A 26,766-nucleotide genomic window follows, 5' to 3' on the forward strand; every position below is an offset into this window, starting at 1 on the left:
TACTAGATTACCCATATTGGCTGATATAACCGCTCCAACAACATGACCACACTCCCCAAACTGAGCCAGGGTCCCAGCGGCCCGCCTTTCGAACTTCGATGAGGTAATTGTGCCAAATGCCACAGCACGAAACCGGATAGACCGATCATGCAGGCTATCAGTGCCGGTAACCCTGTCAGCCATGCACACAATGCGCCAATAAGCCAGACATCCCCCATTCCCAGTGCTTCACATTGAGAGTGCCAGTTCATCAGCTTGCGCAACACCCCCATTCCAGCAAGCATAAGCACCGTCGCAAAAAGAGTTATGGATACTGACTGCAACGAAATACTGACCAATACACCGGACACCAGACAAGCCAGTGTAAACTGACGAGGAAGCCAGCCACTCAAAACGTCCATAACCGATAATTGCAACAAAAAACTCAACAGCAACAGTGCGGCTATCCGTTCCATCAGCGGAGCAGGTGATAACAACATCAATGTGCCCGACACCATGTATAGACAGATAGCCATTCGTGGTACCGGATGCCCTGAACACATCGACATACCGTATTCGTGCAAAAATTTACTCACAGGACGAAGTAGCACGCATCCGATGACAAATAACGTCACCATAACCAGAGGGGTATATTCTGTAGGAAAGCTAACCGCAATCAGTGTCTTCATTTAACCGTTAATCGTAAAGACCAGTTTATTGGTACCGGTACGACCGTTGTTCTTTGTGCATTCTGTACTGGCGCTTTCCAGTGTCACCTTGCCATCAGCGTGATGAGTATTATTAATGGCGATTTCTGATGCACTCCCTCCCCGGCTCATCCCAGTCGCCAGTGAAGCACAGGCAGACTGCGGGACTCTCTCGTAAGTTACCGTGAACCCATTATTAAATCCCCCCGTGCTGATCGGTCCGACCTTAACCTGACCACCCCAGGTATTCCACAGCGTGGCATTACCGACGGTCGTATCGCCGCGAACCGTCATACTCTTCGGTACGCCCCCCAACTGAATCAGGATACCGGTCATCTTGTCTGCGTTGCTAAATTCATAGCCACCACTGCCTTTCATTAATCCCTGAGTACTGGAGATGATAGTTTGCAGATTCGTTGTTTCCACAACCGCATCCTTGCGGTCATACAACATATAAATTCCCCCCAAAACTACAGTAATCACGGCAATCACAACCAGAGCGACCGCACCATTTTCCAAAATAGCCCAACCTCGTTCAGGGGGACAGGCCATTCTGTCTTGTTTTTGTATCATCATGTACTGCATTGATTTATTCCTTATATAAAGGGTTCTTTATGGAGAAAATCGTTAAAAAGGAGGCTCAACTACTGCATGATGTTAGCCATGTTCTGTATTTCCATGACGGCCAGCAGGATCAACATAAATGCCCCGACAACCAGCAACAGTGAACTCAACATGACCAAATTGGCCCGCCTGTTCACCCGAGTGATTGTTTGGTCCAGCCACCGCTCACCATAGCGCCCAATAATGTCCGGAGTGCCATCACCTTCCGTCAGCAATGACAGAAAATTAACCGCTTCCTTTGACGGAAAACCATAGCCGCAGTGATGCAATGCCCGGCCAAAGTGATCCCCTTCACGGACACAATCAGCAATAGACTCCAGACGAATCTGTAACCAGGGAGATGCAAAGCGTTGCAGGATAATTAAAGCATCCAGCGTCTGAACATGGGCACGTAAAAGGGAAGCCATATTCAGTAAAAAAATAGCCCCCTGAATATCGCTATAGACCGACCAAGGGATAAGATAATCTGCTATGCGACGCAGACGATTGACCCACCGCGGCAACGAATACACCACGCCCACAATAAAAAAGAGCAGTAAGACACCACACCACAGGAAAGCCTGCTCAAAGAATGTCGCCATCCGGTTCAGCCATGCCAGCACACCCTGCCAGTTTTCCGGATCTGAAATACTTCTTAGCGTTGGTACCAATTCTGTTGCTGTGATCACCAGTAATCCCGTCATCAGTAGCACTAACAGCAAGGGATACATCATCATTCTGAGCGACACTATCAGAATACGCTGACGGCAATCTATCAGTGTCATGGCCTGACTCAACGCTTCAGGCAAATGACCGCTGCGCATACCGGCACTAATTAACGCCGCCTCTTCTACCGGCCCCCAAGCAGCCAGCACATGTTCCAAGGTATTAGTTTGACTGTTATCAGTGAGCGCCGAGATGCAATCGTCAATTAACTCAACAAATGGATGCCAATGCGTATTGAAATGGGTATACACATCACGTATCTGCCGCAATGCTTTCAATAACGGTATCTTGTTTTCCAGTAGAAAACGCAACGCCTCATAGAAAATGATGCGATAACTCGGTAAGAAAGTGTGGCGAACTAGCACATAGCGCAGACGGCTGACCCATGACATTTCACGCATCACACTGCTCCATCAGCAAATAATCATCCTCATCCAGCGGACAAACTAAGTCTGCCTCCAATGGGTCAATCAGCCCTGCATTCAGCTTATTCAGTAAATGCTGACGACGAGTAATCCCGCCCAAATTCGATACCCAGTGTTGCCTCGCAGCCTCTTTTCCCTCAGTCATCAACAAGGTAAAGAATCGGGCATCTGGCCTAATGACTTCTGCCACCACACTACGACCGGTCACTCCTCGGCTAACAACCCGTCCGCTCAGGGCAATAGTCTGGCAACAATGTTCACATCCTTCAGGATGACGAAAATATAAATTCTCCACACAACACACACCGGAAGCATGGCAATAACGCATCAGATAAGCCCGTTGTTCCTCATCCAGTACAGCCTGTTTCTGTGCCCAAGGTACTCGACAGTGCGGACATAATGTCGGTACCAAACGCTGACTAATCAACGCAATCAACAGTTGTGCATCTGCAATCAGCCCTGCATTCACCCCCATCGTTATCATGCGTTCAGGAATACCGACTGCACTATTGGTATGCAGAGTCGTCATGACACTATGTCCAGTTTGCGCAGCATAAATGGCCGTTAACATAGAGGTCAGGTCACGCATTTCGCCTGGCATAACGGCATCGGGATCAAGACGCAGCGCAGAGGTGAGCGCTCGGTGCCAGGCAAGCCTGACCGCCTCTTCATCACTTTTGTCACACACGATGGGAGTTTGAATAGCACCAGCAATCCGTCCCTCCGGTGGGTCTTCAACGGTCAATAACCGCTTTTTGCCCCCTGTCCTGTCAAGATACTGGCGACAAAAAGTGCGTAATGTCGTGGACTTCCCGGAGCCGGTTGGCCCCGATAGCACAATCAGTCCCTCCGGCAGTCGCAAAATACGGGAAACCAGTTTGATTTGCTGAGGCAAAAAACCTAATTGTGTCAGTGTAGGCACTTTGTCACCATCATCAGCAATCACACGCATCACAACATACAACCCATCTGCTGTTGGCGTATGGCTGTATCGGGCACCATACAAATGTACTCGACGCAGAAAATCCGCTTTAATCCTCCCGTCCTGCTGACGGCCTGGAAAAAATTGCGTTTCAGTGACATCACACATCGACAGGATGATCGTAGATGCCAGTGCTATTCCCTCCTCTTCCGACAGTTCATTGACAACTTCCAGCTCACCGTGAATACGCATTTCAATTCGGGTCAGCCCTGGACCGATAGTCAGATGAATATCTGATGCATTCAGCTTTTTTGCCAGTTCAAAACAGATCAGTACCTGCTTCTGGCGTTCACTCACATCAGTTAAGTCCGACAGACAAACTCCCTGTTCATTCGTCCGCTGATGCTGTTTCTGGCGGCTCGCCTGCAATTCTGACAAATTGACAAAGCGAATTTCGGCCTCTGGTGTAGTTTCAAGTAATTGCATGACCCGAGTCTGGACCTGTGGATCGCCCCGACGATTGTTGTCAATTAATACCGTAGCCTGTTGTTCTTCACATAACAGCAACACGGCATCATTAATCTGGAGACTTTCTTTCATTCCCTTTCTTCTCTCAGAACGTGAGTACCGAATCATCACTTAGCGTGACCGCAGAAAGCGTGATCACCTTAACTTTGAACTGAGTGCCAGGCACTGCGTCACCGACAGCTAATTCCATCACACCGTGGCCCGGCAGACTTACGCTAGCCCGCAATGCATTTCCCCGACCATAAATCTCCTGAACCACAGGACGAGTCACAAGGTGTCCCGCAGTTATCACAGGCGGTACGGTCACCGGCAGATCAATATCATTACTGCCCGTCAACCCCAAATGCTGACTTTCTGCCAGTTGGCGTTGTAACTTTGCCCTCTGCAATTCAGCTTCCAGCAGCAGATTTTTCGCTTGTAAATGTTCTAACTGTCCCACAGTCACACCCGTAGATGCCGCTGTAATACCCATTGCCGAAAGCGCGCTATCCTCTGTTGACCGAACGGGTGGACTGATAAAAATTAGCCCACTTAACAAGCTGATACACAAGGCAATATTATTTCCGGGCATAAATGTATCCCTCTGCCTGATAGGTTAACTGTCCCTGTGAGGTCAGGGTAAACGTGACGCTGTTCAGTCGCAGCCCTGTCTCATCCAGTTCAGCAAATAGCCATGCTGGCATCACCCGACTACTGAAGCTGAAGAGGTATTCTCGCCAATCCTGGGCAGGTATAGATTGCCCGTCTCCCGGTAATGCCGATGCTGGAGTGAGTTCATTTAACGTCAGGGGGATCTGCCATTGCTGGAAATTCGAAACCATCTTCATCAACTGTACTGAAACCGCAGGCACCGCTTCATCACGAACCGGCAAAGGTTTCCACGGCAGGAATATCCGGCCTTCTTTTGCACCCTGAACCAGATCAAAAACCGGTGACTGATTAAATACAGTCTGTACACGCTGAACAAAATGAGCCGCTGTACCGCCAGGCATAATCTCATAGTGAAGACGGACGCCATCTTTTCGGCATGAACCTGCCGTCAAGCGCCAACCCGCTAATAACACTGGAATCGTCCGACTGATCATGACACAACGTGCCAAAAATGCGGGCAGCAACGGCTTATCGGCCCACGGATGAGGTAAATCAACAGGTTTTGGCGTTTCTTCAAACAATTGTGATGCCCTGACCTGCACAATTTCAGTCATCGGTAATATCTCATCGGGAGATTTTCCTAACGGTAATAACCCCCCTACGACTATCAACAGAGAGATGAATACGGCCATCAACAATAATGGTGACCTCCACCGCCGTTGCAGGCGACACATCCGAGACTGATGAGCAGACAAAGCAGAAGTTATTGAGCGCCAGTGCGCCGGATTATCAGGGTCAGATACTACCCGCCAGCTTTTATTAGGAGCCGGGTTAAAAGTTAAAAAACGGGACAGTGCTGCATTGACACTCTCGCGGGTTCCGACAATATCTGCCATTACGGACGGCAAACCATTCTGCGTCGCCAAAAATAACCATTGCCCCTCGCCCAAATCGTAAATCCCGTACCCGTTTGGGCCGGAATGCGATAAAAAGGCGATGGCTAAAGAATACGGTGTATGACGGCAATACAATTTCCTGATCATTCCCGTTCCCATCATACGTGTAGTCTGCTGACGTCTCCCCGCTCGATTTCCCACGACCAGATGTACATCAGTGTATTGAGGAAGAACACGTTGCCCTCTACGGTGTCCCCGTTTCACCTTCATGTACGGCAACCAACGCAGGCCACTGATCCAACAATGGCGTCCGGCCTGTACAACCGTGACTTCGGGTGTATCACCGGATATTTCTAAATCGATGCTTTTCATTGATTCATGCATCCTTTCATTCCTCAATCCAGTAATACGGGGGTGATCAAAATCACCAACGTGCTGCGCTTATTCTCTCCGGACTGTCCTCCCCCAAGCAGGAAATTACCCGGTGTAAAGGTGCCCGCCTTAGTGGCCCGTGTATCAGCCTGTTCAAATCCGGTGAGTACCAGAGCCTGTCCAGCCCGTAGATTCACTTTCTGGCTCAGTGAACGTAGCCGGGTATACGGCATTTCGATATAAGAATTGCCTTCTTTAGATGTGAATGAACGGATAGTCGGCGGATCAGACAGGTTAAAAGCCACTTGTAACTGAACATCACCATTACGCTGTATCAACGGCAATAAGGTCATATTAAACCCGGTAGTAATCATCCCAGGCGTCAGAGCTGTGGTCGCGCCCACATCTGCGGCAGTCGTTGTACTGCTTTGAGCCACATACACCGTTTGATCAGCCATCTGTATCGGAATCGGGGTCAAATTAGTGGTCGCACTTCCTTGAGAGGTCACCACACTGACATTACCTTGCTCGCTCAACGCCTTTATCAGCAGGCTGGAACCCGAGAGTTTTGCCGCCTTCCCTGTTGCACTTTCCAAAATACTGACCCCCGCAGAGGTTGCCCCACTGCCCATACCACCGAAACTGCCAGACAGCGTAGCCCCCAGACTATTCAATGAGTTATAAACCAATCCCCAGTCCAGCCCCATTTGCTCTTTACGGGTAGTGCTGACACTCAGCACCTGAACATTCAACAAAACCTGACGGTTGAGAACAGTATTTTGCTCTTCCACATAACGGGATACCGAATCGAGCACCGCCGGTGTGTCTGTTACCATCAGCGTTCCACTGGAGCTTGACAACCAAAAACGACCACGCTCAGGCGTCAGCATATTCTCTACCGTCTTACGGATGTCTTCATATAAATCACTGTTCAGATCAACCGTCGTTTTCTGTGAAGAACTGGCATCCCCAGAAACAGAGTTGTTGGCATTACCACTGCCCCCTGATGTCCCCATACTGCTGGTTGAACCTGAGGCAACACTGGCATTACTACTGGTACGGGTGTTGAGAACATTCAACTGAAATGTCCGGGTTTCAAACCGATAAAACACGACTGCCCTGTTATCTATCTTCCATGCAATCCCTAACCGGCTGGCAATATTGTCTAAAAGCCCCGTTAGCTCCCCTTGCCAATTGAGACCCGTGAGTACTTCTGGCTCTCGACGCTCATCAGCATCAATTGAGTGTATATCGCGATCATCCAGCCAATCCAATGGCATACGTCCCTTATCATCAGCTGTCGGTAATGCCCTATTCATCTGGCGCGTCAACCCACCGGCAGTGGTTGATACTCGTGCTAAAACATCGGGCGCGACCATGACCCGAATACCACAAAGTTGGATAATGCGTTGTCCCAGTTCCGGTAATGTCAGCCCGACTTTACTGTTAATCGTTATCTGACAGGACGGTAACTTTACCGATGCGACAGGCTGAACTACCGGTTTCAAATTCACCCAGGGTTTATCTACCCAAGTTACTACTGGCTGTTTCAGGCTATGCTGTTGATGCAAATGCTGTTGTGCTACCCGACTTTGCATACTGGTCTCACGCGCCATATTATCCACTGCCTGCAAGGTACAACCGGACATCAGCGCCATTCCTGTTACCGCCGCAAGTGGAACAAGGCAAGTACAAAGCCTGAGTGAATACAGTTTATTTTTCATCAAATCCTGTCCGTCTTTTCAGTTGAAATACACCACATCACCATCGCTAATCCCGTCAGGAAGAGTGAGTCCTATCTCTCGACCAGATAAGCCATACAACCGTCCCTGCCGGACTTCACCAATCAACATTGACCCCTTAGTGCGTTCGCGCAGAGCAGTTACAAGACCGGGTATTTCCGGCATCCACACCCAGAGCCGGCCTTGACTAATAACATGCCGGATACGGGCATCAGGCTGAAAAGGCAGAATGAGCTTACGAAGATCCACCATGTCATTTTTAGATGAGCCGCCACGCCAGTGATTAATGGCACTGGCTAATAGCAACATTTGGTCTGCCAGTATTCGAGCCCTTGCGTTGTCAAGATTGACGAGCAATTGTTCTGCCTGCCTCATCTGTACACCACCTGCAATCAACAGAAAAACCAAAGCAAATGCACTAATGACGTACCCCATCGAGGCTTACCGTGCCACCGGTTTATCACTGACTGAAATCAGGCACTGAAAGCGGCTGACTTCAGCAAACAACGGCTTCTCAGCCTGTCGGTAAAGATCAAACACTTGTACCAACAAGGACTCAAAGTTGCCTTTGAACGTCAGCGGTGCATCAATGCGGTAATCCGTCAGTGACGACCACACCACTACCCAATGTCCCCCTGTCGGACAATCAGTCTCGTTGGCCCACCGTTCCAAAGTTCCACGCAAAGTGGTCCCTGTTTCCGCACGCCAAATGTTTCCTACCGATACCGTTGTCACTGGTGTACTACCACTGAGTAGGGATTTAACGGGCTGAGTGGGTAGTACAGAAGAAATAGCAGTAGGTTTCCCTCCTGTCACAGGAATTTTAGGAGTATCTGTTTTTGGTCTTCCAGTTATCGCTGGCTTCTCCGGTAACGGAGTAGCTAATGTGCTGTTGGACAATGTAAGTGCCGGTACCCGCATTTTTGGCGGTGCCATCCGGCCAACAGTTGTCTCGGAAAATTGACGATATTCATCACGTAAAATAAAACACACTTCACGATTCACCTCATCTACCCGGATACGCCATGCAGACCCGGCAACAATCTGTAACGCTTCACTGAGTCGTATCGGCCCAATTTTTCGTTGAATAGCAGGTAATGGCCGGCCTATCAATTTAACGAAATGGGCTGCGGTGGTATCACACAGCGAATAACCGGTTCCAAATAGCAGATAGCGCAATCCATCACCGATACGTTGTACCAACGGTACTGGCATGGTGATATTGATGATCTGATTTAGTGGTTCACGTTGCGCAGCCTGGCTGCCTACACTCACTAAGGTATAGCGATCATAGCGTGTAACTTCCGGTGTCAGAGGATAGATATCGGATACAGCGGGACGTGCTTGATGAGAATGGTGAAAACTTACACCTGACGCGGTAGTCTCCTGAGCTTGTCCGGTACACCCAGCCAGCACCATGACGGGCAACCAACTAAGTGAGAAAAAAGCAGGGTTTTTCATGAGCATTCCCATGCAAGTGATCCTAAATGCGACTTACTGTGCGGGGATCCGGGACTGTGCTCAATGCAGAACTCTTTTTACAAAATCAAAAAAAACGCACCAATCGAAGTCAGTGCACCGAATCAAACAATTCCTATCTCAGTTTATCTTCAGTCACCATCAACATGTACACCATCGCTACTCTACCAACTAACTGATTGCAGAAGTGGGACTTGCACCTACCAGATATCAAACAGTTTTTCAGTCCATTCAGAACGGCTATGAATACTAATGGATATCTAAAATCAAAAAATACTAATATTTTCATTAGGTTAATGAAAGATCTTGAAACGTAAATTATTTTGTCAATTTAAAGTGAATTTTCTAAACAAAACTTACAAATTCTGGTTGATGGGTTGATGGTCAGTAACCAACAATAGTGAATAAACTGCCCCCAACATCATGATAATAGATGACACCATTCCCTGAAAATTATTCCAGTGCGAGTAAATTGGCCCCTTCCCCAAATTTAATACCAAGCTCAATCAGAGAACTTCGTCTTTCTGGTAAAGTTGGATAAATTCCACCGGTGTAATGATTTTTTAATGGTCATTTTTTCCTGCCGAAACAGTAATATCAAAACCATTTCAGCTCTTGGTTGTTGCAAGAGCGCTATAGTAACCACAATAAACCACTTTAGCTGACTGACAACGTACAACTCCTATCAGCTATTACAACAACAATGTCCTTAGGACATTGTTGTTGTAATAGTAACATGTTGTCAAGCTGTTTTTTTGTTTCCCTTTAATTCATGCAGTTACAGTCTCATTTCGAAGTCTTAAAACTTGACATTAAACATCTTTCAATGTATAAGTCCTTAGGACTTACACATTGACAGGTATCATATTAAATATGAAGAAAACAACTTCACTGCGAGATGCACTAAGGCTCATAATTCTTAACTATCATCCTAAACCGATAATTGCTCTTCATGAACTCAATATGTATATCTACATGCTCTACCGTGACAGGATGTTTGATGGTATCCGCATTGGCAAAATCCAAGCAACTGAACCGGACAAACGAATCATGGATGATGCTCTGGAAGACATGGTTAATCAGGGAATTCTGTCACCCATTATTCCTAGTTTTATCTGGCAAATCAGTAACAAAAACCAAGCGAGTGCTCAGCAGATTGCCTGCTGTCTCACACCTTACTCCCATCTTGCCTACCTGTCCGCAATGGAATGGCATGGCATCACCGATCGTATTCCACATGTTGTGCACCTGATCCAAGCACCTCTTAATACTGCCCGGAGCCTTTATCAGGAACATTTACTGAAGGATTTCCCCGCTATAAGCAACATGCAACCTCTGATGATCCGCGGGTTCACTCCATACGAAAAAATCGATGGCAAGGAGCTGATTTTCCATACCCATAGAAACTACAGAAAAAAGCAGGAACTCCATGACTCCGGTGGGATTCGGGTAAGTAACATAGGTGAAACCTTTCTGGATATGCTCAGGGAGCCGGATCTGTGTGGCGGTTTCTCGCATGTACAGGATGTGTTCCGTGAATATGCTGGTGAATACCTGCCTGTAATCGTCAAAACAGTTGATAAAAATGGAAAAGGTATAGATAAAGCCAGGGTAGGTTACCTTCTGGAAGAAGTCTGTGGACTAACCCACCGCACGATTGAAACATGGAAGAAGACTGTTCAGCGTGGAGGAAGCCGTAAATTAATAGCATCAAACCCTTACAAAAAGACATACTCCGAAGTATGGTGTATATCCATCAACAACTGATAAATACTCTATATGGAATACTCTATAGAAGACTGGATCGCCGATGCGCCACAGGACCGCATCACCTTCCGCCAGGCCGTACATATAGTTCTACAGGCCATTGCCTCCAATGAATACCTGAAACCAAAAATGATAATGAAAGGCGGGATCCTGCTTGGCCTGAGATATCAGAGTTCAAGATTTACTGAAGATATTGATTTCTCAACGAATATGCGACTTGCCGATATAGATCAGCAGACTTTCCATGAAGAGCTCGACGATGCCCTAGCCATTTCTTCCGCAGAATTGCCTTATCAAGTGACCTGTGCCGTTCAAAGTCTTTCCATTCAGCCAAGGAATACCGAAGAGGCAACCTTTCCGTCCTTCAGACTGAAAATAGGATATGCCAGGAACAACAATGACGGTGAAATGAGACGTCTGCGACAGGGACAATCTCCCCATACCGTCAAGATTGATTACAGTCTGAATGAACACAGCCTGAATGTTGATCACATCACCCTAACAGATGACAACGATATCCAAGCTTACAGCTTCACGGATCTTGTGGCCGAGAAAATTCGTTCAGTGATCCAGCAGATTGTCCGTAACCGTTCACGTCGTCAGGACATCTACGACCTCAATCTGCTTTTAGACAGCATCCAACCTGAAAACAAGGACAAATTGGCTATACTGACCACACTACTAGAAAAATCCACCGGTCGCTTGGAAGACGGAATGGTCAACCCCGAAACCCTGGGCAGAGTGGATATACGTGAACGATCCTCACGGGAATATAAACTCCTGAAAGACGAGGTCGAAGGGGAACTTATGGACTTTGATACCGCCTATACACGTATTGTGGATTTCTATAAATCCCTGCCTTGGGACTTAGTAACAGGTTGGCAGAATGTTGCAAAATAGCCTGTATCTGTGTCATCAGGGGCAACGAAACGAGCAGCTGGATAGATTTTTCTTTATCAACACTGGTGTATGTTCGGTCTCCGTGATGGCAGATGGATTCAGCCACTGCCATGCCAGTCCGCATTATGTTGACTGGCTGGGTGAACAACTTTATGCACTGGAAAATACCGGAAGTTGCTGCAACGAGCTGTGCGGAGAAGTCCTCCGGATCCTGAGCTGTAATGACTGTTATCCGGGAAAGGCTAGTATTGCGGTTATCGTGTCTGATCAAGAAAAATACCGCTATGCCACTCTGGGTGATACACGGATTTACTGGCCCTCACACAGCTTCAGAACCACCGACCATTCACTGGCCCAGCGCTGTATTGACCGAGGAAACTGCCCAGCAGAAAAACTTCGTGACCACCCGCTGCGTAACCAGCTCACTCAGTTTGCCGGTGCTGACAGCAAACATACACTCACCTGGTCAGAACGGGAACGCACATATCATGATGCCATCATTATGTGTACTGATGGCTTCTGGTCCCATTTCGATGATAGGTTTATCCACGAAATACAGACCGAAGCCTCTCTCCACAACGCGTTCAGTGGGATGATAAACAAAAAGACAGTACCTGAAGATAATGTCTCCGTAGTCCTGCTCCGAGATCTGTGACACCCGTATCGGTTGTGATAAGGACCGACCAAGGGGCCTGATTTTACCTTGCCGTACACCCGAACAATGGGCTTATCATAACAGTGTTGAACTGAGAATCACTCAGCTGGGTAAGCTCACACAAAACAAATTTATTGAGAGTTTTAATAGCCATTTTCGTGACGAATGTCTTAATTCAATGATATTGAAAGATCTCTGACTCCTCTATCCTGCATCTCTCAGAATTTCAGCGGTTACCTTATATCGTTGATTACGCGATAGGTTAGACCATGACAGGTAGAGGTCTCGTTCGTTCCATTCAGTGCTATATATGCATCCCATCCTCAATACCCCAGATCCCTGCCATGACTTCATTTGGTTGTTAATCCGTCATAATTCGCTGATCTTCGCCCCCGTTCTACAGACTCGACGGAACCACCCTACACCACACTTTCCCAGTATCACTGTGTGGCTGAAATTTACGAAACTCGTTCAGGTTCACTTGCTGCATACTTGCATGCTCCCACTGTCTAGGTCTAGGGACACATTTATCCAACGTTGCTCCCGTGCTTCAGTCACCCTCCATACGTACGCCATAGCCACACAATCAAACATACCAATTACTACGGCAGGACTTTCGCCTGCAAGATACTTTTACTTTTTACACAACTATAAAAAACAAAAAAGCCCCGTATAATCGGGGCATTACAGAAAAAAACTTACCTTTTAACTCTTAGGTGAACTCTAAAAAGGGATCAACTCGTCAAAATCGATTGGTGGTTCACTTCCTCGGGTCGGTGCTGACGAAGAGGGTTGCGATTGTCCCCGGCCACTTGACCGGGAAGGCTCACTTTGACTACGCCCCCCTAACATCTGCATCGTACCCTGCTGATTGATCACGACCTCCGTGCTATACCGATCTTGCCCACTCGCCTTGTCAAACCATCTACGAGTACGCAACTGACCTTCAATATATACCTGGCTGCCTTTTTTCAAATATTCACCAGCAATTTCGGCCAGTTTGCCGAAAATGACCACCCGATGCCATTCGGTACGCTCTTTCTGCTCACCCGTTTGTCTGTCCCGCCAGGTTTCCGATGTTGCCAGTGACAATACCGCCACTGCATCACCCTCTGACCGATAGCGCACTTCAGGTTCTTGTCCCAAACGCCCAATAAGTATCACTTTATTCACGCCGCGTGAAGCCATGTAACTTCCCTTTCAAAATGTAGATGAAAAAAATTCCCCGAAAAAATGCACTCCGGAGAGACTTCAGGGGCAGTCAAAATGAATTCTCTGCATAATGCTTTTGCGAAGACTTATTCTGTACAGGCGGCACGGATTCAGGTTTTTCAGCTTTATAAACCATCTCCTGCCCGATTTTGATCCAGTCAATTTTAATCAACCGCGCTCTCAAACTGACACGCTGTTCACCGGCATGCTCACCCTTATTCAACGTAAAAATCCCGGTAGATGGCTGACCTAATGTGAAACCCAGTAAGACTTTTTTGTCCTCATCAACCGCTTTATGGCAGCGGCTGATTAAATCACTGTTTTCCTTACCGGCAACCGTGACATCAAAGCGAACATAAGACGGATTTTCTGTTGGCCCACTCAATGCATTGATGACCGCGCTGAAAAAACTGCCATTCTGACCATTCACCTTGCGGACATTACTGAGATACCCTAATCCATTGATATTCAGGTTGAAGAATTTGTTTTCCGTGGCATGAGTTGTCGACATGATGTGTTATCTCCATAGAGTAAAAAAAGAAACGACGGAGAACACATCACCCCCTGACGGGAAATGATATTTCCCGCCGGAAGCCAGAATCAGGCATTGGCTGTCTGGAAGTTAAAATGTACCTTCATCACAGATAACCATTATCTATGATACCCGTTTTCAAAGGATAAACGGGTGTACCACCCAAAGGCGCCACTTTTCAGGTTACTGTGGCATTTAAAACAGGTCACTCGAAAGCGTCAGTCTCAGACCTTTCTGACATTAAGAGCAGTCACCCGAAAGCGTTCCTCTCAGACTACGAGAACATTGGCGGTTGCTAAAAAACAACACATTAACCGGCTTATTCTTAAATCAGATGACCACACCGTCAACGGTGAAAATAATTTTGCGAATATAATAAAAAAACGCGGTCCGAAGACAACACTCACCAAATCTCCAGTCCAAATGCATAAAAATGGACTCACCTTGTCATTGCTGGTTTCTTCAACACTTTCTTACGCCTGGTAGTCCTGGTTTTTCTTTCTCCATCGGCAGTACTCACTATCCCGTTACATTCCGGGTATTTTATACACCCCCAGAAAATACCGTTTTTTCCCTGACGTTGACGCGTCACTCCTCCACACACCGGACAAGGCAATGAGAGCGGCGGCGTGATAACAACCTTCTGCGCCTGAACCTGCTCTACTAAATATTGGGTCCATTGGACCTGACGGTTCATAAAATCCGACAGCGTTGCCTGCCCCTGAGCAATATCATCCAAAGCCTGTTCCCATAATGCCGTCAATCCAGGATTGGTCAACGCTGTTGGCAACGCAGCTATCAACTCTCTGGCAATCTGTGTAGCGTGGATATACTTGCCCTTTTTCGTCAGATAACCCCGTTTAAACAACGTATCCAGTACCCCTGCCCGAGTAGCCTCAGTTCCCAACCCCGCATTTTCCTTCAATACCTTTTTAAGTTGTGGGTCACTGACAAAAGCAGCGGCATTTTTCATCGCCGCAATCAATGTGCCCTCCGTGAAGTGAGCGGGAGGCTGAGTTTGCAACATTCGTAAAGTAGCCTCATTAACCTGACATTGGCCGCCTTTAACCATTGACGGCAAACTTTCTCCTAAAGAATCGTCTTTTCCGATGGATGCTGATTCATCTTTACCCGTTGAAAACAAGACCTTCCAGCCAGGAACAATCACTACATTTCCCCGGGTACGAAACAATTGGCCACCAATGTCGAAAGTCGCTTCGGTTATATCCATTTCATGCAGAGGAAGGAACTGTACCAAATAATGCTGACGTATCAGCTGATACACTTTACGCTCATCATCAGTCATCTTATTCATATCACAGGGCTGTTTTGTCGGAATGATACCGTGGTGCGCCGTGATTTTTTTGTCATTCCAGATACGCGAAATCAACGTCCTGTCCAGACTATCTACCACCATCCTCATAGCAGGATCACTTTTAACCACAGCATCCAATACTTGAGGGATTTCTGCCTGCATGGCCGTAGGCAGATAACCACAATCTGTACGAGGATAGGTCGTAGCTTTATGCGTCTCATACAAATTCTGGGCAATATTCAGTACCTGCTGAGCCCCCATGCCCCATTTCTTCGAGCACAACTGTTGCAAACTACCAAGATCAAATACCAACGGAGCCGCATGCTTTTCCCGTTTAGTATTGATTTCCAATACCGTAGCTACACCAGCTTGTTGACATAACTGAACTACTGCCTGCGCTACATGCTGATGAATACAACGTTTTTCTTCATCACAATAGGTCGCAGCGGGCACCCAATCCGCCCGGAAAATTCGTCCGTCACACTGAAGGTCAGCCACCACCTGCCAATAAGGCTTAGCCGTAAAAGCGATAATCTCCTGATCTCGAAAGACAACCAGTGCCAAAGTTGGTGTCTGGACACGTCCAATAGACAAAATGTCACTATATCCGCCTTCACGGGCTTTCACGGTATAGAGTCGAGTAAGATTCATACCGATAAGCCAATCTGCTCTGGCTCGTCCCAGTCCCGCCAAATACAACGATGCCGTTCGTTCACCGGGCAAAATATTAGCAAGTGCCGCACGAATACTCACCTCATCCAGAGCAGACAGCCATAAGCGAGATATCTGTCCCTGAAACTGGCAATAATCCAGTAACTCTCGGGCAATCACTTCCCCCTCTCTATCAGCATCAGTGGCAATCACCACTTCATCCGCTTGTTTCAACAGACAATTGATAACAGCAAACTGGTCAGCCGTCTCCTTTTTGACCACCATTTGCCAGGACGTCGGCAATATCGGCAATACCGATGCCCGCCAGGGAGCACCATATTGTTCACCGTAAACTTCTGGACTGGCAGTTTCCAATAAATGCCCAACTGCCCAAGTCACCGTCACCCCCGGCCCAGTTAAATACCCCTGCCCACGCTTTGTTGCACCTAATACCGCCGCAATATCCCGCCCCTGAGACGGTTTTTCACACAGAAACAGTTTCATCGCTTATTTCTGCTTTACCGTACTTTTTAATGCAGGAGAAAAAACAGAACGTTTTTCACCCCGCATAACACCCTCATCCGGTAGCCCCAAACGGGTAATAGCTTCCCTGCCAGCAGAGGTTTGGGAAAGGATATCGTCACGAGTAACAGCAAAGCTACGATACGGCTGAACAGCACCGTAGATTTGGCGTACCCAGTGTCCCCCTTTTTTTAAAAATCCGTCACATTGCTGACGGGAAATCAGCGCATAATGGTGCGCCTGCAAGGCTTTCATCACCAGTTGATCGTAACCCACTAATAGCCAGACACAGCGGTAACCCAAAGGAGTGCGACTGTAGACACCAATATTGAGCGGGGCGATAGAGGCAATATCAGATAAATGGATCTGAGCAGGTACCCCCGAGAGTGTAGCCTCCAGTTCCGCTAACGCCGCCTGCATCTGGTCATGAGCAGAGGCGAGCTTAGTTTCCAGTGCCAACATCGCCATATCGGCATACGGATTATCTATCAGGGAATCATGGCTAATCCGACCGGCTAGTAAGAAAAATCGCGGCATGCTAATAATCACCGGTTTATTCTTTTTGCTGCTTTCATTCCGGCGACCATTCCACAGGCTGATAGCGTAATGAGTATGCAACTCAATGGTAAGTGAGGAATGCAGTGCGCCTGAGCGAACAGCATGCGTATCTTTAGTTTCAGTCATGGTACATTCTCTCTGTGACATTAAGGATCTCACTGAGATAGTTGCGTTATCAGGCTGTTACCACAATTCAAAACTCTTTTTTCCTCACCCCAAAAACCTGATTAGCATCCCATAACCCTAATGATTAGACTCTAATCACTGTATGTTTCTCGAACCATGATTAGACTCTAATCACTGTTTTTATCTATTTGATGACATTTAAAAATACCCATATGCTTCGGAACGCCTGACGCTATAACCCCTTTAAGACTCATCCAAAGTGACCCTATTTATCTTTTCATCAAATTCTGCCGAATTTCAGCAATCACGTTTCTCATCACAGCAGGAGTGGCCTTTCTTCGCTCCTCTGGCGCAGAAAAAATTTCTTTCTGGCGGCGGGCAGGTATAGTTTGCTTTGCACCAAGATTTTCCACTTTGTTCGCTATGCCAGGATCGCGTAACTCCCCCTGCCTGGCACGCTTCATCAGTATCAACAAGTACCCCACCGGGTTTTTTAACGAACCGCTTTCCAATGGAGCTCGCAGACTATCCAACACCAAATGCCTCTGATCAGGCGGAAGTGCCTGGAGTTGTTCCGTCAGCATTCTGGTGTCGTCATCAGAGAGCTGATTTCTTAACGCTACAGGCAACAAATGCTCAGCAATCGGGTTATCAGCATCCGATGTTGCTACGTACGTATTTTTATTCACACTGTGTGTGAAATGACGTACGTAACCGTTCGATTGCCGAACTCTGTCATAACCCGTTGATTTTAGACTGAGTTCGGTTGCCGAATTCGGATTACTGTCCCCTGTTTTTGTATTGAATTCGGTTTCCGAACTCAGTCTGTGCTGACCTTTTGGATTAAGTTCGGTTACCGAACCTGGCTGACTTATTGCTTGCAACGCCGCCATTTGTTGCGGCGTTTGTACCTGACCTAACCGATTTTCCAGTAAAGCAATGCGGGAGCGGCGATGGCGCATCATCGGATCATCTTTAACTTCCATCAATACTGACCAGGCAGTCTGGCTAATCACCCGGTTTTTGTGACGACACGCCTCCCCCACCGTGTCCAGCCAGTTGGGATCAAGCGCTTCAGCATCATGAAACATCAGGGGTTCATCATGCTGAGCATAGATGTTTCCTTTCACACGCCCCTTATCATCCCTGACTCGTTTGCACAAACTCAGCCAGCCGGTTATTCGCAACATCAGTAATACTCGGCTGACGGTTTCCCGTGACGCCTTACCACTGTGCGGAGAAGCCAATTGCAGTTGCAGTTCATCATAGGTAGGAAAGACTGCCCCTGCATTTTGTTGTGCATACAGGCGTATCATTATCCAGGCCATCTTATCGAGTGGAGACAATCGGGTATCCAGGATTAACTGACGGGGAATAGCATCATGCACATTCCCCAGATACAACAATCCACTGCGCAACTGTTTTTTCTCATCGTCCCCGCTTTGCGCTGCCAGTCGTGCGTTCATTTGTTCTAGCGTGAAAGCAATGAGGCTATCAGAGGACAAAGGGGCTTTCCGTGCGTTATTTCCAGATTTCATTGTTGTACCGCTCATGTGTCATCATTTCCCAATCTCGTCCTCCGTTACGACTCAACAACCGCCAAAACATGCCAATATCGATTTTTAAGCAACGATAAGAAACCTTACCTTTGCCTTTCGCTCTGATCCGAGTGTAATTTTTGCTACCCTGCCGATAACGTTTCAATTGTTCTACCGCTTTCCTTCTATAGACAAGCGGTACAGAACAGGGGGCCAACAAACCCTGAGTGATCTCTGTCTTTTTCACCGGTCTTGCCGTCCCTGGCCAACCTCAGGTTTCACCGTGTTCTTTTCATCTTCAATCCAACCACGTACAGCATTCCAGACTGCCGTCAGTGACACAGCCAGCTGTTCAGCAGCCTGCATCATCACATCCAGCCCATCTGCACTATCCAGATCAGTGACATGCGTTTTCCACAGGCGCCAAACCTCAGCACTTTCTTTATCTGCCAGCATAAGACATCGCCCCTGGCGAGCTTCAATGCCTAACATACGACGACGGGAACTCACCTCAACAGAAGTCAACCCAAAGTAGTGTTGCATCAATTCAATTGAGCCCCCCAACATCAGAGCCTGATCAAGACGTTGCAGACGTTTTTGTTCACGCCGGGCTTGTTGCAGCATTAACGCAAAATTTTCATGATGGATACGAAGCGTAAGGACTGACACCGGACTATTCATCAGATAATGCAAGTCTTCCACAGTCAGGCTGTGTAGCATCCGCATTTCTTCGTCCATCAAACCCAGTGCTTCACAGCGACGGAGATAACCCGACTTCAGCTCCATGACCAGTTGTGTCAACAAGGCGTTGGCTACCTGGGATATCTGACTCATAAGGCACCTCTCTCAATGCAATACGATACGTCTGAACAAAATTGGAACACATAAGATCTGAACTTACTAACCACGACGGCCTCTGATAACACATCTGACCTGTTCCCAATGCTCAGCAACTTCCTGACACCCAACACACAGCCGTACCCCCGACAAAATCTGTCGACGTTGCTCGTCAATCCGATTACCACATCCTTCACAATATTTCAGTGATACCCTACCGGTATGCATCTCCCGCCGGACAGCCGCTATCCGTTCCTCCAGCCACATCGCGGTAACAGCCTGAGCCGTTGTGTCATCAATATCATCAGACATTGCAATCTCCCTCCGTTGAAACGATTGACAACTCGCGTTGCAGTTCACGTAACCGGCGCAGCACCCGAATAAGACGCATAAATTTCACTACCGCCACATCAGACAATACTGGCGCATCCTTGTCAGACCCTATAAACCAGGTTCCCAACATGTCTATATCTGATTCACCGTTATTGTCACTATCCCCCGTTAACGACAACAGAACCTGTACAAAACGTGATGCCGTATGGGAATCAGCTAATCGATAACCCACTTCACAGGCCGTATCTTTAGCTTCCTCAAGTTCATCCGCTCCCCCCATTTCTTCGGCTAACTCGAATGCCAAACGAAACGCCATATCTTGTAAATGCTCAATATCATCTCGTACCGGTGAGATAGACCAGATATCACTGACCGGCTCCAGACCAGTCTGTGCAAAACTCAATCCATCAGATGGCGCAGGCTCTGTTAATAATGAAGTCTGTAGTGGTGTTGAAAGGCCGTTATTAAATCCACTTAACGTAGAGGGAACTATCTGCGATGACGGTACTGACATTAAAGGCGCAATATCTTCCTTATCCTGTATTGTCGATAACTCACTGGATAAAGTTGGCCGAGTTTCATATACATCAGGTTGAACTTCAACTTTGGGCGGACAAGCTTCACATTCCTCTGTCTTTTTATCTTCCAGACATTCGATAACCTCCCCATGCGACTCAGACTCCCCTGCCGAAACACAAGCAGCGCTTTTAGTCACAGGCGGTACCGACTTTTCAGACACTTCAGCGGCTTGTATATCCGCATCGCGCAAATGTTCAGCAATAGGAGGGGGCTCACCAAATAACTGACGACGGTTTCGTTCTTTCGGATCGAGTTCCAATAACCAACGATCATAATTAAGGGCAGGATGTGGCAAAGCTTTTATTAATTCCCCAATCAGTTCATCCCGTAACATGTCAAAAGAATAGACCTCAGGATTATCAAAGCGCTGACACACCTCACCAAAAACCGAATCGAAGTCCTTCTCACACGATGCCTCTGAAGAAAAACTATTCCAGGTTTTTTGAGCATCAATGCGTAAAGACAATATGTTTACTGCTTGCGGACGCCCCATACCAGATATCAACAAATTGGGCATATGAGGATATAAATATTGCACCGTGTTATGCATCTGACTGATGCTGGTTTGTGATATTGGAAACCCTTCTTGCTTTAGTAAGTCTGTTAATTCTCGTTGCGAGATAGGTCTTCCCAGACATTTCTCATGCATAGAACTTGCTTTACAAACACCGAGGGCTTTCTCTATAAACGTTAAATCCCCCCGAACATCATTTTCTGCCAAATGCCCGATGACGCACTGCAACCGACCTGGCCAGGGTTTAAACAAACAAGGGATTCGGAAAAAACGTTCCTCACCCGTTTCTTTCCATAATTCACATAGGATTTGGTAACGGGTATTACCTCCATCACTGAAAATGTAAACATTTCCACTCTCTTCTGGATCTCGCGTCACTTTCGGTACAGAATCCAGTCCTCTGGCACGAACAGAAGCCTTAATATCGTCGAAACGGGGATTACGACTGAGGCGAGGGTTATCCGGGTTTGGCTGTAACTCATCCAACGTTAATACCATTGGCATTTCTGCTATAGGCAAAACAACAGTACCCGTGAGTGATTGTGGTGTTTTGCCACGTTGAAGTATTGCGTCACTTAGCGAGGTTTTATACTTACTCATATATTTCCCCTTTCAGCACCAAGATCATAATACTTCTCAGTAAGATCACTAAACCGGGTACAGGCGCCATCAAACTGGATCTTGACTGTTCCAATCGATCCCTGGCGATGTTTACCAATAATGATTTCTGCTACCCCAATATCCGATGTATTGGCGTCATATACTTCATCCCGGTAAACAAACAAGATCAGATCAGCATCTTGCTCTAGCGCTCCTGATTCCCGTAAGTCCCCGTTATTAGGGCGTTTATCTGCACGTTGCTCTAGTTGACGATTAAGTTGTGAAAGCGCAAGTACTGGGCAACCCAATTCTTTACCCAGCGCTTTCAAGCTACGGGAAATTTCTGCAATTTCCTGCGTTCGGTTTTCCTGCTCCGGGCTTCGGATAAGTTGCAGATAATCCACCATAATCAATGAAGGTCGACCGTATTTGCGCACATTCCGGCGGGCACGGGCGCGTAATAAAGCCGGGATCTGATAACTGCTGTCATCAATTATCAGCCTATTTTCCCATTGAATTAGCGTCTCCATTGCTCTGCTGAGCCGTGCCCAGTCTTCATCATCCATTAATCCACTGCGCAGACGTTCAAGCGGAACACGTTCCAACATGGACACCATACGCATCAGTAATTGATCCATCGGCATTTCCAGACTAAAAATCTGAACAACAGCATCAGAGGCACTCTCCAGTGCGCCCAGACAGAAAGCCAGTGCCAGTGCGGTTTTCCCCATAGAAGGCCGACCAGCCAGCAGGATAAGATCACCCGGCTGAAGACCACAGGTTTTGGTATCCAGTTCACTAAATCCTGTCGGAGTACCCGTTACCCCATTACCGCCATTGGCTTGCTCTAATTTTTCAATCAGCAAACCCAGCCCTTCTTTCAAGCTAATATCTTGATGTTCAGCTCTCTGCTCAGACAGCGTATATAAACGCTGTTCAGCCATTTCAGTAATGTCAGTAAACTCAGCACGGGGATGACTAGCCTGAGTACTCATCTCATTTCCCAGCGTTATCAATTGACGCAAGCGACTTTTTGCCTGAACAATTTCCGCATAGGCAACAATATTTGCCGCACTCGGTGTGTTTTTGCCGAGTTCGGCTAAATAAGCAAATCCTCCAACCTGTTTTAATTGCTCCTTTTGCTCTAAAATTTCAGACAACGTTAGTACGTCAACAGGCAAATTGGCCGCAAACATGGTTGCAACGGCGCCATAAATCCGTCGGTGAGCAGGCAGGAAAAAATCATCAGCATGTATCAGCGGTATGATTTCATCCCATCGATCATTGTCCAGCATCAGTCCACCGAGAACAGCTTGCTCGGCATCACAAGAATACGGTTGCTCAATGCTATCCGGTAAAGAGAAAGGGTCACGCATTCTTTGCCCCCTTATTCGCAATCAACGCATCAAACTGTTCATGCCATTCAGGGAACAATTCACAAGCCAGACAATGCATCGTTTGCGCAGCAGCAGGACTTTTACGGGTAGTTTTGTATTCAAGACGGTGAACGGGCTGGGCTCGTACGTGACCCAGCTTATAAATATCAAGCAGATCAATGCGGGTTTTCAGCAGTCGATACACTATTCGCCCATCAAGCGAGGTCGTATCGTAACGCTTATGCTCGATAATATGGGCCAGTTCATTCAACGTATCGCGGTCAAGATTAGTCCCCTCAATGCCGTTAGCCAGTATCTGAATTAAAGGTAATCGAATACCGTAATTCTCAAACGGTTGCAGTCGCGTCAACATCCGCAACGATCCCCGCAGAAATTCACGTACATCTGGCAGAATGGGCTTAATCACACCTAACACAAATTCAGTAGCGGTCAGCACAACCAGCTCCGCCATCACACCAGTAGCTCCCTTTGAATCAATGATGATAGCGTCATACTGGCTGAACAGAGGGTGCTGCAATATATTCCTCAGACGCAAACGCCCATCAGGAGCATGAAGCATGGCCGTAGGCAGGAGTTCATCAGGATCATTGGAAATAATGACATCCAAATTATTTATCACCGAACGTGAAATAATCTGGTCTTTCTGACCCAGGTCAACAGTCTGCATAAGAAGCTCATACAAACCCGCTGGGGCTTCGTACTCAAGTGCAAAAATACTGCTTGAAGTGGGTTGAGAATAATCAGCGTCAAGAAGGAGAGTTTTGAATCCGGCATCAGCAAGAAAACCGGCTAGGTTGGCAGCATGTGTGGATTTACCCTCGCCACCTTTAGGAGAAATTACGGGAAGTATCTTCATTTTACACACTCGAATTTAAGTAATTCGAAATATGAAAAGTACTAACCCAGTATCTTAATTACAAAATTCTCGCATTGATTACAAAACACTAACATCTCAGCAAGAGGATTGAAAATCCTCGTGTCGGTGGTTCGATTCCGCCTCCGGGCACCAATTCAAAGTGCGTTGGTTGAGAGATGAGAAAACTCAGCGAGCGTTCGATATCGGAACCTAAAAGTGCATCGCATAGTATTATTCAATCATGCAATATTTCGATGTTAATTAAAGGGGTTCTAGATTCAGGATATCTGAGAGATCAGATGTCCTTTTTTCGTTCGAGCGCAATATTTACAAGTTCTATTGCAACTGTCAAGCCATCCAAACCAAAATCAACGAATTAATTAACACGATGTTGTATATCGGTTATTCAGCTTTCCTAATTGATCAGTTTCATTTCCTCTGTCTGTTTTGGCGGTAAAATAGTTCACACAGAACAGGGGATCACTCAGTTTTGCCCCAGCGGCTTGCACACGTTCCAACAAAATCTCCAGTCGCGGATACAACCATTTCACCACCGGCACCTAGTGTTCATAATTGTTCTTACTCCCCTCGGAGCAAAGAATAATCCGGCGTTCTGTCAGGTCAATATCCCCCAGCCGGATATGTAACAACTGATTTTGCCGCATCCCGGTATAACGCAACGTATCCAATACCGTCAGCCAGTACCAGGTCGGATACACTCACCCGCTACCAGTATGATGCAGGCAACCAGCTGTCCGGACAGACGGTGGGAGATACCACCACACGCTACTACTACGGGAACGGCACGCTGGATCAATACCACCTAGGTAATGGCTACCGTGCCTACAATCCGGCACTCCAGCGATTTACCTGCCCGGACAGTTTGAGTCCATTCGGGATGAAGGCGGAACAGGAGCTGACGGTCAACCCCAGGCCGGGGGCGAGAATTGGGGGCGGGGCTGAGGAAAGTCTGATGGATACAGCACCCCAAACCCGCGGAAAAACGGGTAGTCTGAGCAAATCCTCCCGAAAAAAATATAAAGAGACATATCGACTGGGCCAAATTTCTGAAGGATGTACTCCTAGTCTGTCCACAATAATCCTCTTTGATTTCACAGAAAAATCAATAGCCGTCGCAGTTGTACTAAAAACGTTCGTATTTGACACTCAATATGTACACTTTGAAAGTGTACTGTTTGTTATATTCTCATATCTAGCTATGAGAATAAGAACAGGGACAAGGACTTGGTGGGCAGTTACTACTTGCAGCTGGGCGACGCAGCCTGTTAGTTGCAGCTCAGATAGGTGGGATTGCTTTGCTGATTGATGCTAAAAATGAGCGTGTCGCTCACTGGTATGCGGGATATGGTGCTGTTCCATTATTGGATGCTCCTTTATCACTGTTGCTACCGTTTAAAACAATCCATGCAGCGCTGATGATAGCAGGGAAACTCTGAATGAATAAATCAAATATCCCCGAAGTTACAATGGCCTCCGGGCATCTCTGTTGAACGGCAATGAATTTACCGGGCCTTGTGCCCGGTTCTTTACCCTTTGTGTTAAAAGATGATCTGCTGATTATTTTAACTCCTCATTAATGGCCTGCCGAATAATCAACTTTGCAGCCCAACTCGTTAAGTTGATGATTTCTTCATTTTCTAAACCAAAAGTATCTTTCAGAATAATCATCGCCTCTGTTCCATATAAAACGGAAATCAACATAATAATCTTATGTATTGTGTCATCTTTAAGCTGACCTTTTAGAGGCGCTAACGCCGTAGAAAGTGTCTCTTTACGGTTACTTTTTTTCTTCAAAACGGGTCGTTCGGGGTTACCTTCACCGGATAAAGATTCCTGCCAGCGTAACTGAGAAATGCGTAAAGCATCCCTCATCAGCGCCTCATTGGCTTCTATTTCTTCATAGCCCCATCTTAATAATTTCTCAATATTTTCCTCTGCATCATTACCCATAGGGGGGATAACGAATGACCCAATGACTTGTTTTACAACATATTCGACAAAATCACTGTGGGTTGAAAAGTAGCTGCGCAACGTGACCTTCGCATATTCCGCTTCATGAGCAATCTCTTCAGGAGAAGGAAATTTTTTTTCACGATATAACTTCAGCGCTGAATGAGTGATACGTTCCAGGGTACGACGCCGGACGGGTGACAGCTTTTCTTCATCAAACAGGATCATTTAACCCCCTTAAAATTTTAACCGTATAGCATTCACAATAAAAAATATCATCAATGATAAAAAGTAACTTGCATGTTGTAAAATATTACAATAGGTTTACATTTGTCTTTGAATGGGTATGCCACATGGAGTGAACACTATGACACGATTTGTGGTTATCGTTGGCACAGCAGACACCAAACTGGACGAGCTGGCCTGGCTGAAATGTTGTTTACACCTCGCAGGAGTTGATTCAATCATCATTGATGTGTCTACATCAACTCCCAGGAAAAATCATCAGAATAAAAAGATAGATATTCATTCAATTCAGGTGGCTGAGTATCATCCCGCTGGCGCTGACTCCGTTTTTTGTGGCGTACAGAATAAAGCGATAACAGCGATGTCTGTCGCCCTCACTAATTTCCTGACCAGTTCAATCGACGATATTGCGGGGGTAATTGGTATTGGCGGCTCAGGCGGAACAGAGCTGATTACTCCGGCTATGCAAAGCCTGCCGATCGGTTTGCCTAAAATCATGGTATCAACTATGGCGTCAGGGAATGTCTCAGCCTACGTTAGGGACAGCGATATTGCCATGCTTTATACGGTAACCGATCTCAACGGACTAAACCGTATTTCTCGTTCAGTCTTGTCTAATGCTGCAAACATGATGGCGGGCTCTGTCAATTACTTTACGCCATTGACTGATATTCATAAACCCGCTTT

27 protein-coding genes and 3 pseudogenes are annotated in these 26,766 nt (G+C 46.9%); 6 read left to right on the forward strand and 24 right to left on the reverse strand.

All coding sequences use genetic code 11. The annotated features are described in order from the left end of the window. Nucleotides 1-2 precede the first annotated feature (2 nt). Genes KZ793_RS07225 through pilL2 form a run of 9 tightly spaced genes read right to left on the reverse strand, consistent with a single transcriptional unit; the run spans nt 3 to nt 8,952 of the window. Nucleotides 3-668 carry a prepilin peptidase gene (locus tag KZ793_RS07225; RefSeq protein ID WP_225814748.1) on the reverse strand — a complete coding sequence of 222 codons (666 nt, stop codon included), beginning with the start codon at nt 666-668 and terminating at the stop codon, nt 3-5. Continuing rightward, nucleotides 669-1,271: a type 4 pilus major pilin gene (locus tag KZ793_RS07230; RefSeq protein ID WP_225814749.1), complete on the reverse strand. Its 603-nt coding sequence runs from the start codon at nt 1,269-1,271 to the stop codon at nt 669-671. Nucleotides 1,272-1,330: 59 nt separating this feature from the next. Beyond that, nucleotides 1,331-2,416 carry a type II secretion system F family protein gene (locus tag KZ793_RS07235; protein ID WP_225814750.1) on the reverse strand — a complete coding sequence of 362 codons (1,086 nt, stop codon included), beginning with the start codon at nt 2,414-2,416 and terminating at the stop codon, nt 1,331-1,333. After that, nucleotides 2,409-3,962, reverse strand: a complete 1,554-nt coding sequence (locus KZ793_RS07240; RefSeq protein ID WP_225814751.1) for a GspE/PulE family protein — start codon at nt 3,960-3,962, stop codon at nt 2,409-2,411. The genes KZ793_RS07235 and KZ793_RS07240 overlap by 8 nt, the downstream gene beginning before the upstream one ends. 13 nt (nt 3,963-3,975) lie before the next feature. Continuing rightward, the gene (gene pilP / locus KZ793_RS07245; protein ID WP_225814752.1) at nt 3,976-4,461 is read right to left on the reverse strand and encodes a type IV pilus biogenesis protein PilP; all 486 of its coding nucleotides are present in this window, start codon (nt 4,459-4,461) and stop codon (nt 3,976-3,978) included. Continuing rightward, nucleotides 4,448-5,749, reverse strand: coding sequence for a type 4b pilus protein PilO2 (gene pilO2, locus KZ793_RS07250; RefSeq protein WP_225814753.1), 1,302 nt, complete (start codon nt 5,747-5,749; stop codon nt 4,448-4,450). The genes pilP and pilO2 overlap by 14 nt, the downstream gene beginning before the upstream one ends. A 23-nt stretch (nt 5,750-5,772) precedes the next feature. Next, nucleotides 5,773-7,473, reverse strand: coding sequence for a PilN family type IVB pilus formation outer membrane protein (gene pilN / locus KZ793_RS07255; protein ID WP_397443584.1), 1,701 nt, complete (start codon nt 7,471-7,473; stop codon nt 5,773-5,775). A gap of 18 nt (nt 7,474-7,491) precedes the next feature. Further along, nucleotides 7,492-7,926 carry a type IV pilus biogenesis protein PilM gene (gene pilM / locus KZ793_RS07260; RefSeq protein WP_225814754.1) on the reverse strand — a complete coding sequence of 145 codons (435 nt, stop codon included), beginning with the start codon at nt 7,924-7,926 and terminating at the stop codon, nt 7,492-7,494. A gap of 6 nt (nt 7,927-7,932) precedes the next feature. After that, on the reverse strand, nt 7,933-8,952 hold the full coding sequence (gene pilL2 / locus KZ793_RS07265) for a PFGI-1 class ICE element type IV pilus protein PilL2 (protein ID WP_225814755.1): 1,020 nt from the start codon (nt 8,950-8,952) through the stop codon (nt 7,933-7,935). Nucleotides 8,953-9,843: 891 nt separating this feature from the next. Between pilL2 and KZ793_RS07270 the strand changes: the two genes are divergently transcribed. The 4 genes and pseudogenes from KZ793_RS07270 to KZ793_RS07285 form a co-directional block, all read left to right on the forward strand. After that, the gene (locus KZ793_RS07270; RefSeq protein WP_225814756.1) at nt 9,844-10,737 is read left to right on the forward strand and encodes a type IV toxin-antitoxin system AbiEi family antitoxin domain-containing protein; all 894 of its coding nucleotides are present in this window, start codon (nt 9,844-9,846) and stop codon (nt 10,735-10,737) included. Between the two features lie 12 nt (nt 10,738-10,749). After that, complete coding sequence (locus KZ793_RS07275) at nt 10,750-11,637, forward strand: nucleotidyl transferase AbiEii/AbiGii toxin family protein (protein ID WP_225814757.1); 888 nt, start codon at nt 10,750-10,752, stop codon at nt 11,635-11,637. Further along, entirely contained in the window at nt 11,624-12,292 is a 669-nt protein-coding gene (locus KZ793_RS07280) for a PP2C family protein-serine/threonine phosphatase (protein WP_225814758.1), read from the forward strand. The genes KZ793_RS07275 and KZ793_RS07280 overlap by 14 nt, the downstream gene beginning before the upstream one ends. A 17-nt stretch (nt 12,293-12,309) precedes the next feature. Further along, nucleotides 12,310-12,488, forward strand: a pseudogene (locus KZ793_RS07285) (integrase core domain-containing protein); the annotation flags it as partial. 527 nt (nt 12,489-13,015) lie between these two features. Here KZ793_RS07285 and ssb read toward each other — a convergent pair. The 14 genes and pseudogenes from ssb to KZ793_RS22840 form a co-directional block, all read right to left on the reverse strand. Next, complete coding sequence (gene ssb / locus KZ793_RS07290) at nt 13,016-13,480, reverse strand: single-stranded DNA-binding protein (protein ID WP_225814759.1); 465 nt, start codon at nt 13,478-13,480, stop codon at nt 13,016-13,018. Between the two features lie 73 nt (nt 13,481-13,553). Continuing rightward, the gene (locus tag KZ793_RS07295) at nt 13,554-14,015 is read right to left on the reverse strand and encodes an STY4534 family ICE replication protein (protein ID WP_049584440.1); all 462 of its coding nucleotides are present in this window, start codon (nt 14,013-14,015) and stop codon (nt 13,554-13,556) included. Between the two features lie 460 nt (nt 14,016-14,475). Continuing rightward, nucleotides 14,476-16,506 (reverse strand): DNA topoisomerase III, encoded by a 2,031-nt coding sequence (locus KZ793_RS07300; RefSeq protein WP_225814760.1) that lies wholly within the window; start codon nt 16,504-16,506, stop codon nt 14,476-14,478. A gap of 3 nt (nt 16,507-16,509) precedes the next feature. Then, nucleotides 16,510-17,208, reverse strand: coding sequence for a PFL_4669 family integrating conjugative element protein (locus tag KZ793_RS07305; RefSeq protein ID WP_088374636.1), 699 nt, complete (start codon nt 17,206-17,208; stop codon nt 16,510-16,512). Nucleotides 17,209-17,477: 269 nt separating this feature from the next. Further along, on the reverse strand, nt 17,478-18,761 hold the full coding sequence (locus KZ793_RS07310) for an STY4528 family pathogenicity island replication protein (RefSeq protein WP_225814761.1): 1,284 nt from the start codon (nt 18,759-18,761) through the stop codon (nt 17,478-17,480). After that, nucleotides 18,730-18,993 carry a ParE family toxin-like protein gene (locus KZ793_RS07315; protein WP_049584442.1) on the reverse strand — a complete coding sequence of 88 codons (264 nt, stop codon included), beginning with the start codon at nt 18,991-18,993 and terminating at the stop codon, nt 18,730-18,732. Before KZ793_RS07315 ends, KZ793_RS07310 begins: the two co-directional genes overlap by 32 nt. Then, a complete protein-coding gene (locus tag KZ793_RS07320) occupies nt 18,990-19,580 on the reverse strand; it encodes a DUF2857 domain-containing protein (protein ID WP_088374638.1) in 591 nt (196 codons plus the stop codon). Before KZ793_RS07320 ends, KZ793_RS07315 begins: the two co-directional genes overlap by 4 nt. Nucleotides 19,581-19,646: 66 nt before the next feature. Next, entirely contained in the window at nt 19,647-19,895 is a 249-nt protein-coding gene (locus tag KZ793_RS07325; RefSeq protein WP_225814762.1) for a TraR/DksA C4-type zinc finger protein, read from the reverse strand. Continuing rightward, nucleotides 19,888-21,609 (reverse strand): ParB family protein, encoded by a 1,722-nt coding sequence (locus tag KZ793_RS07330; RefSeq protein ID WP_225814763.1) that lies wholly within the window; start codon nt 21,607-21,609, stop codon nt 19,888-19,890. Before KZ793_RS07330 ends, KZ793_RS07325 begins: the two co-directional genes overlap by 8 nt. Next, nucleotides 21,606-22,985, reverse strand: a complete 1,380-nt coding sequence (gene dnaB-PI, locus KZ793_RS07335; protein WP_225814764.1) for an SPI-7-type island replicative DNA helicase — start codon at nt 22,983-22,985, stop codon at nt 21,606-21,608. Before dnaB-PI ends, KZ793_RS07330 begins: the two co-directional genes overlap by 4 nt. After that, the gene (locus tag KZ793_RS07340) at nt 22,978-23,862 is read right to left on the reverse strand and encodes a ParA family protein (protein ID WP_049584446.1); all 885 of its coding nucleotides are present in this window, start codon (nt 23,860-23,862) and stop codon (nt 22,978-22,980) included. The genes dnaB-PI and KZ793_RS07340 overlap by 8 nt, the downstream gene beginning before the upstream one ends. A gap of 380 nt (nt 23,863-24,242) precedes the next feature. Beyond that, the gene (locus KZ793_RS07345; RefSeq protein WP_225814765.1) at nt 24,243-24,413 is read right to left on the reverse strand and encodes a hypothetical protein; all 171 of its coding nucleotides are present in this window, start codon (nt 24,411-24,413) and stop codon (nt 24,243-24,245) included. A 9-nt stretch (nt 24,414-24,422) separates the two neighbouring features. Then, a complete protein-coding gene (locus tag KZ793_RS07350) occupies nt 24,423-24,581 on the reverse strand; it encodes a site-specific integrase (RefSeq protein WP_225814766.1) in 159 nt (52 codons plus the stop codon). A gap of 334 nt (nt 24,582-24,915) precedes the next feature. Beyond that, nucleotides 24,916-25,029: pseudogene (locus tag KZ793_RS22840) on the reverse strand (hypothetical protein); the annotation flags it as partial. A 65-nt stretch (nt 25,030-25,094) separates the two neighbouring features. Between KZ793_RS22840 and KZ793_RS07360 the strand changes: the two are divergent. Beyond that, nucleotides 25,095-25,319: pseudogene (locus KZ793_RS07360) on the forward strand (GNAT family N-acetyltransferase); the annotation flags it as partial. Nucleotides 25,320-25,440: 121 nt separating this feature from the next. Here KZ793_RS07360 and KZ793_RS07365 read toward each other — a convergent pair. Then, nucleotides 25,441-26,061 (reverse strand): TetR/AcrR family transcriptional regulator, encoded by a 621-nt coding sequence (locus tag KZ793_RS07365; protein WP_225814767.1) that lies wholly within the window; start codon nt 26,059-26,061, stop codon nt 25,441-25,443. Nucleotides 26,062-26,200: 139 nt separating this feature from the next. On the opposite strand from KZ793_RS07365, the gene KZ793_RS07370 reads away from it, so the two are divergent. Next, the coding region (locus tag KZ793_RS07370) for a Tm-1-like ATP-binding domain-containing protein (RefSeq protein WP_225814768.1) at nt 26,201-26,766 on the forward strand (566 nt) is incomplete at its 3' end.

This window comes from Photorhabdus antumapuensis (assembly GCF_020387775.1).
GTDB lineage: Bacteria > Pseudomonadota > Gammaproteobacteria > Enterobacterales > Enterobacteriaceae > Photorhabdus > Photorhabdus antumapuensis.